Annotated in this window: 11 protein-coding genes; 2 read left to right on the forward strand and 9 right to left on the reverse strand. The window is 61.6% G+C overall.

The features are described from left to right. Positions 1-131: 131 nt before the first annotated feature. Together ACFPM8_RS11305 and ACFPM8_RS11310 are read right to left on the reverse strand one after the other, a co-directional pair. Entirely contained in the window at positions 132-1,463 is a 1,332-nt protein-coding gene (locus ACFPM8_RS11305) for a DUF1501 domain-containing protein (RefSeq protein ID WP_378997645.1), read from the reverse strand. A 3-nt stretch (positions 1,464-1,466) separates the two neighbouring features. Further along, the gene (locus ACFPM8_RS11310) at positions 1,467-3,011 is read right to left on the reverse strand and encodes a DUF1800 domain-containing protein (RefSeq protein ID WP_378997646.1); all 1,545 of its coding nucleotides are present in this window, start codon (positions 3,009-3,011) and stop codon (positions 1,467-1,469) included. Between the two features lie 452 nt (positions 3,012-3,463). Here ACFPM8_RS11310 and ACFPM8_RS11315 point away from each other — a divergent pair, with 452 nt between their 5' ends. Next, the gene (locus ACFPM8_RS11315) at positions 3,464-3,709 is read left to right on the forward strand and encodes a SymE family type I addiction module toxin (RefSeq protein ID WP_378994596.1); all 246 of its coding nucleotides are present in this window, start codon (positions 3,464-3,466) and stop codon (positions 3,707-3,709) included. 116 nt (positions 3,710-3,825) lie between these two features. Here ACFPM8_RS11315 and ACFPM8_RS11320 read toward each other — a convergent pair whose 3' ends face one another. Further along, on the reverse strand, positions 3,826-5,469 hold the full coding sequence (locus tag ACFPM8_RS11320; protein WP_378997647.1) for a DUF4139 domain-containing protein: 1,644 nt from the start codon (positions 5,467-5,469) through the stop codon (positions 3,826-3,828). 148 nt (positions 5,470-5,617) lie between these two features. Beyond that, entirely contained in the window at positions 5,618-6,808 is a 1,191-nt protein-coding gene (locus ACFPM8_RS11325; protein WP_378997648.1) for an MFS transporter, read from the reverse strand. A gap of 413 nt (positions 6,809-7,221) precedes the next feature. Here ACFPM8_RS11325 and ACFPM8_RS11330 point away from each other — a divergent pair, with 413 nt between their 5' ends. Continuing rightward, positions 7,222-7,722 (forward strand): GNAT family N-acetyltransferase, encoded by a 501-nt coding sequence (locus ACFPM8_RS11330; protein ID WP_378997649.1) that lies wholly within the window; start codon positions 7,222-7,224, stop codon positions 7,720-7,722. 10 nt (positions 7,723-7,732) lie between these two features. On the opposite strand, the gene ACFPM8_RS11335 is transcribed toward ACFPM8_RS11330, so the two are convergent. From ACFPM8_RS11335 to ACFPM8_RS11355, 5 genes are all read right to left on the reverse strand, one after another. Next, complete coding sequence (locus tag ACFPM8_RS11335; protein WP_378997650.1) at positions 7,733-9,922, reverse strand: TonB-dependent receptor; 2,190 nt, start codon at positions 9,920-9,922, stop codon at positions 7,733-7,735. Positions 9,923-10,156: 234 nt separating this feature from the next. Next, entirely contained in the window at positions 10,157-10,597 is a 441-nt protein-coding gene (locus tag ACFPM8_RS11340) for a ParB N-terminal domain-containing protein (RefSeq protein ID WP_378997651.1), read from the reverse strand. A 130-nt stretch (positions 10,598-10,727) separates the two neighbouring features. Next, positions 10,728-11,927, reverse strand: a complete 1,200-nt coding sequence (locus tag ACFPM8_RS11345; RefSeq protein ID WP_378997652.1) for a type III PLP-dependent enzyme — start codon at positions 11,925-11,927, stop codon at positions 10,728-10,730. Further along, a complete protein-coding gene (locus tag ACFPM8_RS11350) occupies positions 11,924-12,679 on the reverse strand; it encodes an HpcH/HpaI aldolase family protein (RefSeq protein WP_378997653.1) in 756 nt (251 codons plus the stop codon). Before ACFPM8_RS11350 ends, ACFPM8_RS11345 begins: the two co-directional genes overlap by 4 nt. Beyond that, the gene (locus tag ACFPM8_RS11355) at positions 12,670-14,454 is read right to left on the reverse strand and encodes an IucA/IucC family protein (protein ID WP_378997654.1); all 1,785 of its coding nucleotides are present in this window, start codon (positions 14,452-14,454) and stop codon (positions 12,670-12,672) included. Before ACFPM8_RS11355 ends, ACFPM8_RS11350 begins: the two co-directional genes overlap by 10 nt. Between the last annotated feature and the right edge of the window lies 1 nt (position 14,455).

A 14,455-nucleotide genomic window follows, 5' to 3' on the forward strand; every position in this document is an offset into this window, starting at 1 on the left:
AAAAGCGTAGCGCCTTCCACCGCAACGAACTTCAATCGATCATCGGGCGTTCCCTTGATCGACGGCGTGCAATACGTCGGAAGGCGCTACGCTTTTCCGACCTACGCGTTGCAAGTTGAAGCCGGTGACGCTTACACCAAAAAATTCAACGAACGACCGCTGCCCGCCGCAAACTGCGGGAACAGCTTCTGCATCGCCGCATCGCCGATGCGCATGTGCTTTTCCGCCAAGCTCGCCAGCACGGCGCGGAAGTCGGTGGTGATGGCCAGGTCGCGGCCTTCATTGAGCGACTTGTCGTCTATCCCCGGCCATTGGCCGTAAATGCTGCGGCCGCGAATATTTCCGCCCAGTAACCACATCGCATTGCCATGGCCGTGATCGGTGCCGCCGTTGCCGTTTTCGCGGAAGGTGCGGCCGAATTCCGACATCACCACAATCACCGTGTCGTTGAACGCCGGGCCCAGCTCGCGCGCCAGCGTGGTCAAGCCATCCGCCAGCGGCCGCAAGCGGTTCGCCAGCTGGCCGCTGCCGCTGCCCTGGTTGGCGTGGGTATCCCAGCCGCCGACCGCCAGAAAGCCAAGCCGGATCTCCGGATTGCCGCGCATCAGACGCCCGAGTCTGGCGGTGTCGATCGCCAGTCCGTTCGGCAGCGGCGCGCCGTTGTTGGCGGCCTTTTGTTCGGCGCTGGTGATGTCGGCCATCAATTCCTTGCGCGCTGCAATACCGTCGCGGTACGTCTTGCCCAGCGCGGCGTCCTGCGCATACAGCGCGGCAAACGCTTGATTGACTTCCGGGCGGTCGATCAGGGTCGGCTTGGTGGCGTCGCGTCCGGTCGGCATGTTGGCGACCACCACCTTGCCGGTCAGGATACGCGGCACCGACTCGCCCAAGGTCAAGGCCTGCATCGGCGAGTTCGACGACGGCAGGCTGCCCAGCATGCGGTTCATCCAGCCGTCGGGGGTATTGTGCTGGCCCGGGGTGCCGCTTTCCATGAAATCCTGCGCCTCGAAATGTGAACGCGACATATCCGGCGATCCGGACGCGTGGATAAACGCCAGCTGGCCGCTATCCCAATACGGCTTGAGTGTTTGCAGCGCCGGGTGCAAGCCGAAATAACCGGTCAGGTCGATCGCGCCGTTGTCGGCGCCCGGACGCGCCACCGCAATCGTCGGCCGCGCCTGGTAATAGTGACGATCGCCGTGCGGCACCACCACATTCAAACCATCCACCGCGCCGCGCAGAAACACAACGATCATGCGCGGCGTGCCGTCGCCTGCGGTGTGGCCGCGCTTCAATGGTGTGCCGTAGGACAGCGGGTGTTCGGTTGCGGGTGCCGGACTAGCGCTGGGTCGTGATTGCGGCTTGGCGGGCGGAGCTACGACGCAGCCGGACAGACCGACCGGGATCAGGATGGCGCCGCCGGTTGCCAGGCCAAGGTTACGAATAAAGTCGCGACGATTCATCAATTACCTCTTCATAAAATCTGGCCCACCAAGAATCAACCCAACTCGCAAATTGGGCGGCGCATTTGCAATCGTGCCGAAGCTGCGTTGATCCAGCATCGGCGTCAATGTTTGCATCAGTTGCTGCGGATCGACTGGCACTACGGTGGCCGCCGGCGGGGGTGTCGATCCAGCTGCCGGTGGCGGCGTTTCACTGCGCGCAATCGGCGACTTGCCATTGCTCAAACCATTGACGAAATTGATCCGGCGCAGCAGCGCATCGGGATTGAGCCAGGCTTCCTCGGAAAATTTATAGCCTTCCGGCGTCAGCCAGCCATACAGCGGCTGCCCCAGCTGATTCAGCACGCCGTCGATAGGCTTGACGTTCAGCACCGGCGTCGCGGTGGCGCGCAGCGATGACACGATATATTGATACGGGGTCTTGAACTTGGTTTGGTAATTGCTGCGCGACCAGAATTCCGGGCTGTCGAACAAGGTGTGCAAGACCGCCTTGATGTCGCCATCGGTGCTCAGGAAACGGCGCGCCAGCTTCTCGACCAAAGCCGGTTGCGGATGGTCGGACACAAAATATTGCACCAGCTTGTTGGCAATGAAATGCGCGGTGGCCGGGTGCATTGCCAGCTTGTCCAGAGCCTGTTCGCCTTCCTGGGCGTCGCCGCCCTGGATGCGCTGACCGAGCAGGATCTTGTCGCCGGCATCATGCCGGCGCGGGTTAAAAATGAACGGCGGCTGGCCATCTTTCATGCCTTTTTCGTTAATGGTCCAGCCGGTCAGGATGCGCGCCAGCGCGATCACATCGGCCTGGCTATAACCGCTGTCGACGCCCATCGTATGCAGCTCCAGCAACTCGCGCCCGTAGTTCTCATTCAAGCCCTTGAAGCGGCCTTTGGCTTCCGGCGTATTGGCGCCGCTGCTGAGCCAGTTGTCGAGGTAATACAACATCGCCGGATGATGGGCCACCGCGCCCAACAGCTGGCGGAAATTGCCGAGCGCGTTCGGCCGCAGCACGTCTTTTTCATATTCGGCATTCCAATAGCGGACCCAATCCTTGCCCTCGAACACATTGAAATGGTTGAACCAGAATTCCGTCATCACCTCCTGCAACTGGCGCGGGCTTTCGGTCGCCAGCCACAGCCGGGCCAGATGCGCTTGCGGCGTGATTTCCTTGTTGGCGCGCTGGCGCGCCGCATTTTTTTCTTCTGGCGTGGCGCTGTTAGGCGGGAAAGAGGGCGGCCCGTATTGCTGATACAGCTGGGTCGGCGTCAGTTGATAAGTGGATAAGCCGGACAGCTTGTCCGTCAGTTCGACCGGCAGCGCAATACTGTCGGGATTCAGTTGCTGCTCGATATAGCGCTTGGCGCCGAGCCGCTTGACCGCATCGACATCGCCCGGACGCGGACCGTAAGCCAGCCGATTCAGGACATGCAGCGCCTTTTCGGAATCGTTCAACGGCGCTTGATCGGCCTGCGCCTGGGCATTCAACGCACCGCTGCCGGCCACCAGTAGCGCAGCCGCGAGCACGCAGCGTTTTTTTATCGTTAATGTCATGTCCCCGCCTTATATAGGATTTGCTGCCGATACCAGGACTTAACGGCTTAGCGAGGGGGCGGGTCTACAGGGGCTGTGTAACAGAGTGTAATTTGGAGCGTTGGGCTGGAAAGCCCAACATTTGGTGGCGACGGAGATGGAAATGTTGGGCTTTGCAGCCCAAGCTACCGACTGCTCGGATTGTCATGGCATCCAATTGCGTTTATAGTCGGCCCCGTCCTTGAGAAAAAAATCGAGGATAAGGTTTGAAAGCCTTTAATTCCAAAAGGTGCATGCCGCGCAATGCGGTTTATGTACGAACACCGTTGCTCGTCCCTATGGACGGCAGTGGTGGGGAGCCTTCGGGCTACCGGTTTTTTCCTTTTGGTTCCGGTCTTTCAATCCTGCCGCCTGCCGTCCTCCCGTTTGAAAGCGGGAGGTTGCTTCAATAGCGCAACCAAAAGGAAACCACTATGACTAAAGCCACACCGCCTAAACAATCAGGCAAATCTCCACCCGCACCAGACCGTCCCACCACCATTTCCACAATCAACAGCTATCCAGACCGGCATTTAACCGTCGGCGTCTGCCCGGAGGGTAAGCTCAGAACCCCCTGGATCCGGCTGCGTGGCAAGTGGCTATTAGCAGCCGGCTTCACGCCTCAAACCCGGATCCGGGTGCAGGTGAGAAGAGGCTGCTTGTTCATCACCAGAGAGTAAAAGTAGGGCGGATGAGCGCAGCGTTATCCGCCGTTTTGGATGCATCGAACGCAGGTGGTACATCCAACGGCGGAAGGCGCTGCGCTTTTCCGCCCTACGATTTCGGGAGGTCAGTTTTACCGCATCTGCAAGCGCGCATCCTTCGGATAGCTGATCGTGTAGTCGGCACCCACGTGCGTCGTCTGGCCGGCCGCCAGGTCTTGCGACCACAGCATCATGCCGGGCTGCTTGTTCCAGTCCCGTTCAGTCGGTTGCGGCGCGAACTGTGCGGTGATGCGGACTTGCTCGTCGACCGCGACCGGGGCGGCTTCCAGCACCTGCACGGCGATCGGCGTCCGATGGCGGTTTTCGACCAGGTAGCCGCGCTGCAGCTTGCGCTCGGCGCGCATGCCGGCAAAACCGGCAGTGCCCTGGTTATCGCGTTCCGGCTCGACCTGCACTCGCACCAACTCGTCGCGGCCGAAGGACAGCGTCACGTGCTGCTCGGTCGGCGGCGCCCATTGCGAGCTGCCGACGAAGGCGCCGTCGCGATACAGCTGCAACGGACCGGCCGGCCACACGCCTTCAGGCGGTTTCATATCGGCGATCAGGAAGGCGCTGGCCTCGACCTGCGGGCTGGTGCGCACCGCGAGCTTGACCGTGTCTTCATGCTGGCCGAGCGCGACGCTGACTCGCTGACCGTTCGACGGCACGTCGATGGGATTCGGCACGCTGAACTCGGTGGCGAAGCTGCCTTGGAATACCGAGACGTCGAATAGCCGCTCTGGCATGACCGCCCTGATGCGGCCAGATGGGGCGACAGGGGCGGGAGCAGCAGCGAAGGCTGCTTCCGCTTTGAAATCGGAAAAGTCCCCCTTCTTATGCGGCTGAGGCGGTGGCTCGATGCCGATGTTCCACGGCCTGGGCAGGCGGGCCGTCGTGTCGCGCCGCGGCTGGCCGGTGGCCAGCACCAGCTTCACGCCGCGCCAATCCTCGTCCGTGGCCTGTGCCACCAACGCTTGCCGCTCAAGCCGCAGCTTGCGGGTGGTGGTGTCGAGCAGCGCGCGGTAGGTGGGGATCCAGCCGGGGCCGCTGATCTGGTAGCTGAGCTTGACCTCGGCGTCGTGGGCAGTGGCCAGCGTCACGGTCACGGCCACCACCTCGCCGTCATCGCTGTGCGAACGTGCGCGCTCGGCCAACATCGGCTCGAGTTGGCGGTCGAGTTCGGCTTGCCGGCGTTTGATCACATATTGTTTTTGCAGCGAGTCCTGCCCGGTGCGGCGCAGCGTGTCGGCCATCGCGCTGACGCTCTTGGCATCGGCTGCGGTGCGGGCTGTCGGCACAGTTGCGCCGCCGCCAGCCGAGATGTTTTTGAGATAGCCCTTGACCAGCTCCAGCGCGTCGTTCTCGGATTGCAGCGCGGCCTTTTGGTCTTCGAGCTCGCGGATGCGGCTGTCGAGCGCGTTGGTCGAGCAAGCCGCCGAGCGCGCACGCGGCTCGGTCAGCACCGAGGTTTCGCCGATGCGCACGGCGGAGTCGGCCGACACTTGCAGGCTCTGGACGTCGAGCGCGGCGGGCAGGCAGTTGAAGGTCAGCGTCTTGCTGCCCGCAGCCGCCAGCGCCACGCGTTCGACCGTCGCACTGCCGGGATAGACCTTGACTTGGGTAATACGCGATTCGGCGTTGGCCGCAGCGGCCGGGCGGGCCAGTGCGGCGCCGCCTGCGCAAACGGCGAGCAGCGCCAGCGTAAGAGTTGAGCGGGACGAGAGTGGTGTCGGCATGGGGATCTGTGAGTGGGTGAAGGACGGCGTGTGGTAGAGCAGCAATGCAAGTGCTGAGACCGGATAAAGTGAACGCGATCTTAGGTCAGCGTGTTGGCGTGTGTCAATAAAATGCTGCTGCGGTGCGGCTTGGGCAGAATGCAGCTTGTTACATGTAAGCGCCGAGCTTTCTCTTTTCAATCGCCGCCCCGCCAGAGAACACAACGCACATCAACGCGGCAAGCGCCAACAGCGTGTTCATTAAAGATAAGGGCCAGACATGCTGGTGCGGAAGCAGGCTGGCAAGGCTCCCTATCGCCGCTGCAATCACTTGGTGCAGGAGCCCGCACAAAGCCATGGCATACGGGCCGTGCACCGGAGAATCGTCGTTGGCGATGGACAGGCTGATCGGATAATTCATGGCTTGCCCGAATATCGCAAGACAGTAGGGCAGCCATAAGCTGACGGCTAAGGCTGTGCCGAACAGGCTGCCGAGGATCATCGTGCCGCTGCCGCACAGCATCAACGCGATTCCCAATGTCATCAAGCGTTGCCGGCCGATTTTCAAGACGAATTTGTTAACGACGATGGCACCCAAAAAATAGGCGGCGCTGATCGGCCAGCCCAAAAGCCCGTAGTCTTTTGCCGTCCAATGAAATTGACCTTGCAAGATCAACGGAGCGCAGGTGTTGAAGGCGGTGATCGCTGCGTACCCGAGCCCGCCGGCCAAAGCCGGACGCAGAAAACCGGCGTGACACAGGATGGCGGCATAGATACGCCAGGACGCTTGCGCCGGTTCCTTTCTTGGTACGGCAGCAAACGGTATCCGCAGCAATATCAACATGAGCAGCAGGGCGCCGCCGGCCAGTACATAAAATATCCCGTGCCAGCCCAAACCGGCCTGCAGCAGCGAGCCGAGGTACTGTCCAATCCCCAGCGAAACCACAAAGGAAATCGACAGCCACGATAAGGCTTTGGCCAGCATGCTGCCGCTGAAACTGTCGCGTATCAGGACGCGGGCCATGACGGAAACGCCGCCGGACCCGATTCCCTGGATCAGGCGCAGCAGAATAAACGACTTAATGCCAATGGCTGCCGGCAATGCGGCGCTGGTGAGCCCATACAGCGCCAAGGCCGCCAGCAATACGGGTTTGCGACCGCAGCGCTCGCCCAAGCTGGCCCATGACAACATGGTGAGCGCCGTTCCAATCAGATACGCAGCCAGTGCCAGTGCCGTCTGTGGGGCTGGGACTTGCAGGTCTTGCGCAATCGTCGGCAGCGCCGGCAGATAAATGGTCATGCCTAGCTGCGCCAGGAATACGGCGCTGCAGGCAACGATGATGGTGGTGCCGCTTTTCATGTTTGATTTTTTGGTCTGTTGGGCGACGCTTAAGCCGGTAACGGCAATCGTGGTGCTAGTGCGGCGGTCAAAGAGCGCATTGACGGTTTAAATATTTAATTAAGGCAACATTTTATAGGGCATTTGAAAAGGCCGGTTGCGCACCTGCTGCCGTGCGGCAAGCCGCAGTACAATTCGCGCTTCGTTTCCCCCAACTGCGATCGCTGTGCTGTACGCCTTGCCCTGCACGCCGGGTACGCGCCTTTCACTCCCGAATCCACTGTTACAGCCCACTAGCGAAACCGAAAATATTGAAACGACTTTGACGATTGGAGAAAATAAGTTGAACAATCCAGGTGCAATCAAATATTGCAAATACACCAAGCAAATCGTTGAACCTCATGCTTAAAGTCATTCAAACAAGCGCAAGCCGAATGGGCGATATCAATCGCTGCGACGGCACTTTTCTCGTTGAGCATGAGCTGGTCCTGAAATTCGATGGCAAGCAGCTGGCTTATGACGTGATCTCTGTGACGCCCTACGAAAAAAGCTATCTCGCCGACGACCCTGAACCCGACGACGGGGATGAGCCGGCGGATGCGGTTTTCCTGGCTTATGTCGAGGATCGCTTGGCGGGGCAGATCGAGCTCTCGCGTCACTGGAACGGCTATGCCCATATCGACAACATCGTCGTCGACCGGCAATCCCGCAAGCTCGGCGTCGGCAGGGCACTGGTACTGCGTGCGATCGAATGGGCGCAGCAAGAGCAGCTGGCCGGCGTCATGCTGGAAACCCAGAGCAACAATGTCGCCGCATGCCGGCTTTACGCCAGTTGCGGGTTTGCGCTAAAAGGCTTCGATCAGGACTTGTACCGAGGGCTCAAGCGCGATACGCGAGAAGTCGCGCTCTTTTGGTATTGGCATCCCCCAGGCTGATTCGCCGCACTCACCAAACATGGCTATAACCCACCTTCAGCACCGCCCCCGTGGCAGGCAGCCGGCTGGTGTTATTACTGTTGCGCATCAGCTGACTGTATAGCGGGGTGTAATAACGATTGAGCAGGTTCTCGACGCCGACGCTGACCATATCCTGTTTGCCGAGCTGGTAACGGCTGATCAGGTCGAGCGTCGTATAACTGCTGACCTGCCTGCGGCCGAAACCGGTCTTGCCGTCCAGGCGATAATCGCGCGCCGCAAAGTAGGTGGCTTGCAGGCGATTGCTCCAGCGGCTGCTCGGCTTGTATTGAAGGTAGCCGGTCAGCTTCAGCGGCGGGATGCGGTAGCCGCTCATGATCTGGTCGCTGGCGCTGTTTTGCGGCCGCTCGCGACCGCGCATCCAGGTCATCGTGCCGCCGCCGCCCCAGGCCGAATCTTCCGGCAAATAATCCAGGCTGCCTTCGACCCCCAGAATCTTTTCCCCGGTACGGGTCAGGATCAGGCCATTGTTGAAGCTTTGCACGTCGCCCAATTTGGAGGTGGTGTAAAACACTGCCAGCGAGCTCAGCAGGTTGCCGAATGCGCCGCGCCAGCCCAATTCATAGTTGTTGGTTTTAACCGGTTCCAGGGCGGACGATGCGAGCTTGAATTGCGGCGTGGCGTTCCTGATTTGCAGGCCGATGTCCGGCAGCTGGAAGCCCTGGCTGAACGAGGCGTAAAACTCTTGCTGCTTGACCGGCGAGTACACCGCGCCCAGGTTCAGCAGCCATGCGCTGTAAGCGACCGAGCCGCCTTTGACCGCTTGCGGTTTGGCAGCGCGATATTGCGACAGCGGGATGAAGTCGTCGAAGCTGGCGTTGGCGCGTTCATAACGCAGGCCGCCTTCGGCCGACCATTGCTGGCTGAACTTATGTTGCAGTTGACCGAAGCCGCCGATGCTGCGCGTGGTCAGCGATGGCATATAGGTCACGGTGCCGGTCTTTTTAAACACTGTGCCGCCGCTGGCATCGTAGGCTTTCGGATCGAAAATATCGTCCGGCATGTCGCTGCGTTCCTGGTTGAAGTCCGCGCCCCAGGTCAATTTGGTTTTCTGGTCGGAGGTCAAAGGGGTGTTGATCGTCAGCCGGCTGCCGAGCACGCTGGAGTTTTGCATCACTTGATCGACATTGTTGCCGCGGGTCGCCACCGCACGGGCATCGAACGGGGTAAAGCGGGTGAAAAAATCGCGGTAGTACAGCTGGGCGGACAGGGCGCTGCCGAGCACATCCTGGTGCTGGTAGTCGGCGCTTAACAGAGTGTTTTTAATCCGGTTTTGATCCGCCAGTTGCAAGCCTTTGAGCGGACGCGCGGTGGCGCTGCCAGGGGTCAGTTTGGCGACTGCGGGGTCGGACGCGTAATCGGTATCCTGCTTGACGTCGTAATGACTGGCCGCGAATTGCAGACGCTGATCGCGGTCGATGCGCATGCCTATTTTTCCGCCGATGCTGCCGGCATTGCTGTCGAACAGGTCGCCTTGACTGGGTTCCGGCGCCAGCCGGTTGCCGCGACCGTCGTAAGAAGCGCCGATATGTTCCAAATCGACGTTGAGTGCGTAGTCGATAGCGCCGTTGCTGCCGGAGAGGTAATGCTGGATCTCGCCGCCCAGTCCCTCTTGGCCTAAGCGGGATAGCGGCGAGGACACTGAAAACGTGGTTTCGGCATGGGGGGCGCCGCCGGCCGGGCGGGTAGTGACGGCGACGATGCCGCCGGTAGCGCCGCTGCCGTAGATCGCGCTGCTGCCGCGCAGGACTTCGACCTTTTCGATGCTGGCGGGATTGATGCTGGCCAGGTTGCGCGCCGAATCGCGGTTGGTATTGAGCGGGATGCCGTCGACCAGCACCAGCAGGTTGCGGCCGCGTAGGGTTTGTCCAAAGTCGGTCGCGGTGTGACTGGAGTCGGCCATGCCGGGCACGATTTTGCTCAACAGTGTGGCGAAGCTGTCAGAGCCCTGACGCAGCTCATCCAGCTCGTCGTGCTCGATCACATTGACCTGACGCGTCGGTCGGATCAAATCGCTTTTGGTGCGTTGCGCCGTTACTTCTATTGGTGCCAAGGCTGGTGTTGCTTGATCTGTTTTGGTGGGAGTTTGGGCGTTTGCATGCGGTGCTGAAAACGCCAGTGAAAATGCGCTGGCCAAAACGGTAAAACGAAATTGCGACATCAATGAATCCTTCTGTAATGCGACCGCCAAACCAAAATGCTGCGTAATGACGTTTAAGCTGATTGCTGTACGGCCAGTGAGTATGTAATACGAAGTGAAATTGGAGCTGACTACGGGCACCTCGAAAAACCTACTGCGCGGCCCAATCTCAGAGCTTCGATGCTCGCCGTACAGCCGTACGACTCCGCTTCTCGCTCCGACCTTGGGCCGCTCGCTACGGTTTTTAGAGGTGCCCTACAGACTGCCCTCCAGCCCCAGCAGCGAGAGCGAAATATCGCAGTCCGGCAGCGGCGATGGAAACCGGTGGCGGGTGGTTTTGGGCGGGTACAGCTCGCCGCTTGCGGAACGCCGCACGATCTCTTGCGGCGTGACCAGGTAGTCCTGGCTGTCCTGACGCCAAGCGCTGACTTCCACTTGGCTGTAGTCGAGCAACAGGCAGGGCACCAGTTTCAGCTTGAGCCGGCGCGCCGCTTCAAGCCGGTGATGGCCATCCATGACGGCCAGGCTGTGACGTTCCAACGTGACCGGGACCCGCCAGCGCTGCTCGCGTAGGATGGTATCGGCCAGCATCAGCGCGTGCTCGGGATGATGCTGTTCGTTCGGGCGGATCAGGTCGAGCCGGACCAGATGGAGCGGCTGTAAGTTCAGCATGGGCGAAGGTTTGAGCTTAGTCATGGTTCAAGCCGGTAACGGCAATCGTGGCGCGTGGTGGTCAAAAAAGAGATCGCATTGATGGTTTAAATATTTAATTAAGGCAACATTTTATAGGGTATTTGAAAAGGCCGGCTGCCGGATTCAGGTCTGTTCACCCATCCAGATACACCCGTTCGGGATGCGGGTGGCTGAGGAAATCGTGATGCGAGATGTGCCAGCCGTAAGCGCCGGCCAGCAGGAAGGCGACGCAATCGCCGGCGCGCAACCGGGCGACGTGGGCGTCGCGCGCCAATGTGTCTTTCGGCGTGCACAGCTCGCCGCACAGCGTGATCGGCGCGTCTTGCACGGCAGGACGCGCAAACGGATAGGGCCAGGCCTCGCGCGCCAGCACCGTGAACGGGTGATCGTGCTGCCACGATACCGGCAGCCGGAAATGGTGCGAGCCGCCGCGCAAAATCGCAAAGTGCTTGCCGTGGGTGGTCTTGACGTCGGTCACCTCGGCCAGGTAATAGCCGCAATCGGCGGTGATGAAACGGCCGCATTCGAAGATCATCTTATAGCCGGGCCGGTGCGTCGCGATCAATGCCGCCAGCCCGTTGCAGAAACGCTCCCAGTCGAACTGGGCTTGCGGTTCGGCATGGTCGACGCCATAGTTGACGCCGATGCCGCCGCCGACATTGAGCCATTCGAATTGCAATTGATAACGCTGTTGCCAGGTCTCTGCCAGCGTCAGGTAATGCGTCAGCACCGCCAGGTGGGTTTGCGCATCGAGGTTGTTGGAGATCGCATGCAGGTGCAAGCCCTTGAGCCGAATCCCGGGCAGGCTTAGTGCCAATTCGATCATGGCCGGAATCTGCGCCTGGTCGATGCCGAACTGGGTCGCCTCGCCACCCATGCGCAAGGTCGCCTTGGCATCTTGCGGCAGCTGGGCCGGGTTGACCCGCAACAGGACGTCGGCGACTTGATGGCGGCGGCGCGCGATCCAGTCGAGGCGGCGCAATTGATGCTCGCTTTCGATGTGGATCAACATCACCTGTTGTTGCAGCGCGCCTTCCAGTTCGGCATCGGTCTTGCCGGGGCCGCCGAAGATGATCGGCACACTGCGGTCGATGGCGCGCACCCGCTCGACTTCGCCTAACGAGGCGACTTCAAAACCGTCGGTGCGATGCAGCAGCGCTTGCAGGATAGGGGCGTCGCTATTGGCCTTGATCGCGTAGAACAAACTGCATTGCGGCGGCAGCGCTTGCCGCAACCGTTCGGCACGGCGGCGCAAATGCGCCAGATCGTACACATAAGCGCACACCGGTTCGGTGCGGCTGTCCAGGAAATTACGTAACAGTTGCTGTTTCATAGGTCTTTTACTTGGTGTTGGCTGAGATGTGCGGCCATCGCGCGGCGGGCGATGCCGCGGTCGTCGCCGAGGATGAACATGCGCACCCGGTCCTGATAGGCCGCATCGAAATCTTCCGGTGAACGCGGCAGCGCGCAGAAAACCTTGCCGCCCGCTTGCGCCGCTTGCCGTATGCGCGCCAGCGCCGCCATCACTTGCGGATGGCGGGTTTGCCAGGGCAGGCCGAGCGCTTGCGACAGATCGGCCGCGCCTTCCAGCAAGACGTCGATGCCGTCGATGGCGGCGATGGCAGCGGCCTGCGCCAAGCCGTCCAGCTCTTCGATCATCGCCACCACCAGCGTGCGGGCATTGGCCGCATGCATCGCCGCCGCCAGGTCGTCGCGGCCGTAGCGGCTGTGCCAGGTGCTGTTCAAGCCGCGCTCGCCGACTGGCGAAAAATGGCACAGGCGTACCGCCTGCTGCGCGTCCTGCGGCGAGCGGATACGCGGGAACACGATGCCTTCGGCGCCCGCATCCAGCGCCTGCGCCACTTGATGCGGGGCAGCTACCCGGACCAACGCCGCGATGTTGCCGGCGCGCGCCGCCAGCAGCATCGCGGCCAGCTGTTCCGGGCCGATCAAGGTGTGCTCCAGATCGATCAGCACGAAGTCGTAACCGGCCGCCGCGATCAGTTCCACGCTGAGGGCGGCGGGAGTGGAACAGAACAGGCCGTAGAGTGGCTTGTTTTCTTGCAACCGGGTTTTCAGCGACATGGCGGCTCCCCAATGCGCGCCAGCGGATTGGGCGCGAGCCGGGTGCGCAGGCGGATTTCCGGCTGGAAGCGGCGGCTGGCCAGCAACTCGATCGCGACCGCATCGGCAAAGCAATCGAACAGCGCGAACCGCGCCGCCTGCTCAGGGTGGCGCTGCTGATGGGCGCGCAGCACGTCGCCGGTGATTTGCCAGAAGCGGGTTTCCGGCATCTCGTAGAAGCGGGCGAACAGCCATGCCAGTTCCGCCAGGTTGACGAAAAACAGGGCGTCGAAAGTGAAGTCGCGCAACTCGTCGGCATCGCTGGTTTGCAGGAAGGAGTTGGGATTGACGCGGGCGTGTTCGGCTGGTGGCGCGGTCAGTGCCGGAGGCGGGCCGGACAGCAGTGCCGGACTGAAGCGCACGCCGTCGTGGAAATCCTTCAGCGCCACCCGCGACGGCAAGCCGTCCGCATGCAGCAGGATCATGTTCTGGGCATGCGATTCCAGCGCCGTGCCGTGCCGCCACAGCAAATGCAACACCGGCAACCAGGCCCGTTCGATCAAGCGTTGCAGCCAGCGCTCCGGACCGTGGCGCTGGACCCAAGGATCGATCAAGGGCAGGCCGTCGGCGTCGACGTGCAGCACGCCGGTCATCGGCACTGCGGCCTCGCCCGGCAGCAAATGACTGTGCACGCTTTCGCGCCAGATGCATGCCAGCGCGCCGTACTGGCCGTGGGCCGGGGCTTGCGGGCTGAAGCTGACCCCGGCCACTTCACGCAGCAGCACCGGCCGCGCCAGCGGCGACGGCCAGTCGGTGCTCGCTACCAGCGTCCGCAGCCAATCGCTGATGGGGGCCGCGTTCTGCACGGTGTGCGGGGCCAGCACGCGCGAGGTCGAGGTGTTGACCAGGTTCATCGACAGCTTGAGCGACAGTTGGCGGCGCTCGCTGGCGTTGCTCAAAGTACGGATAGACTGCTGCGGCAGATAGCGCGCCTGCAGCGGCCCCAGCGCCAGCAACTCGCCGCGCGCCAGCGCTTGATGATAGGCGGGCAGGACCACCTCGTTCCATTGCCAGGGATGGACCGGCAGCGGCAGATAGTCTTGCGGGCGCAAGCCGCGCCGGATCAATTCATCGTGAAAATGTTGAGCATCGGCGTGGTCCAGCAGAGCGCTTGCCGCCGCGTCCTGGTCCAACATGGTGCTGAAGGCAAAGCGGCAGCGCTCGCGGCGCACTGCCAGCAGCAGCGGCGTCACGCCGCCGGCGAGTTCCGGCGCGTAGGCGGCATTGTCGGCCAGCGTAAAACCGAGCCGCGATTTATAACTCGGGTGATAGGGATGGCCATCGCTCAAGCGCGCTTCCAGCGTATCGTAGTCGGCTCCGCGCAGCAGCTTGCCGGCACGCGCATGCAGCGTCTGCGCGTCCTTGATCTGGGTTGCCAGCAGTTCCGCCGCAAACTGTTCCAGTCGGACCGTATCGGCGTTGAGCCAGGGGGCGATTTCGGCCAGGAACAACGCCGGGTCGCTGGCTTCTTCGGTTTGCTCATCGCCGTGACAGCGCAGCAGCGGCGTCGTCACCCGCATGCGGTCGAAACTGAAAGTGCGCAGCACCTGGCATTGATAGCTGACGGCGCTGCCGTCGCTGCAGCGGCCCGCCAGCGTCAGGGTGTCGGCCTGCCATGCGGCATGCGGCAAGGCGTCCTCGAACAACAGCGCTTCCAGCAATTGGCGCAGCACCCGGCGGCTGGCTAGTCGATAGGCCGGACTGTCGATCAGGCTTTGATATTCGTGTGGCTGCATC

The organism is Paraherbaspirillum soli (genome assembly GCF_042654985.1).
Lineage (GTDB): Bacteria > Pseudomonadota > Gammaproteobacteria > Burkholderiales > Burkholderiaceae_D > Paraherbaspirillum > Paraherbaspirillum soli.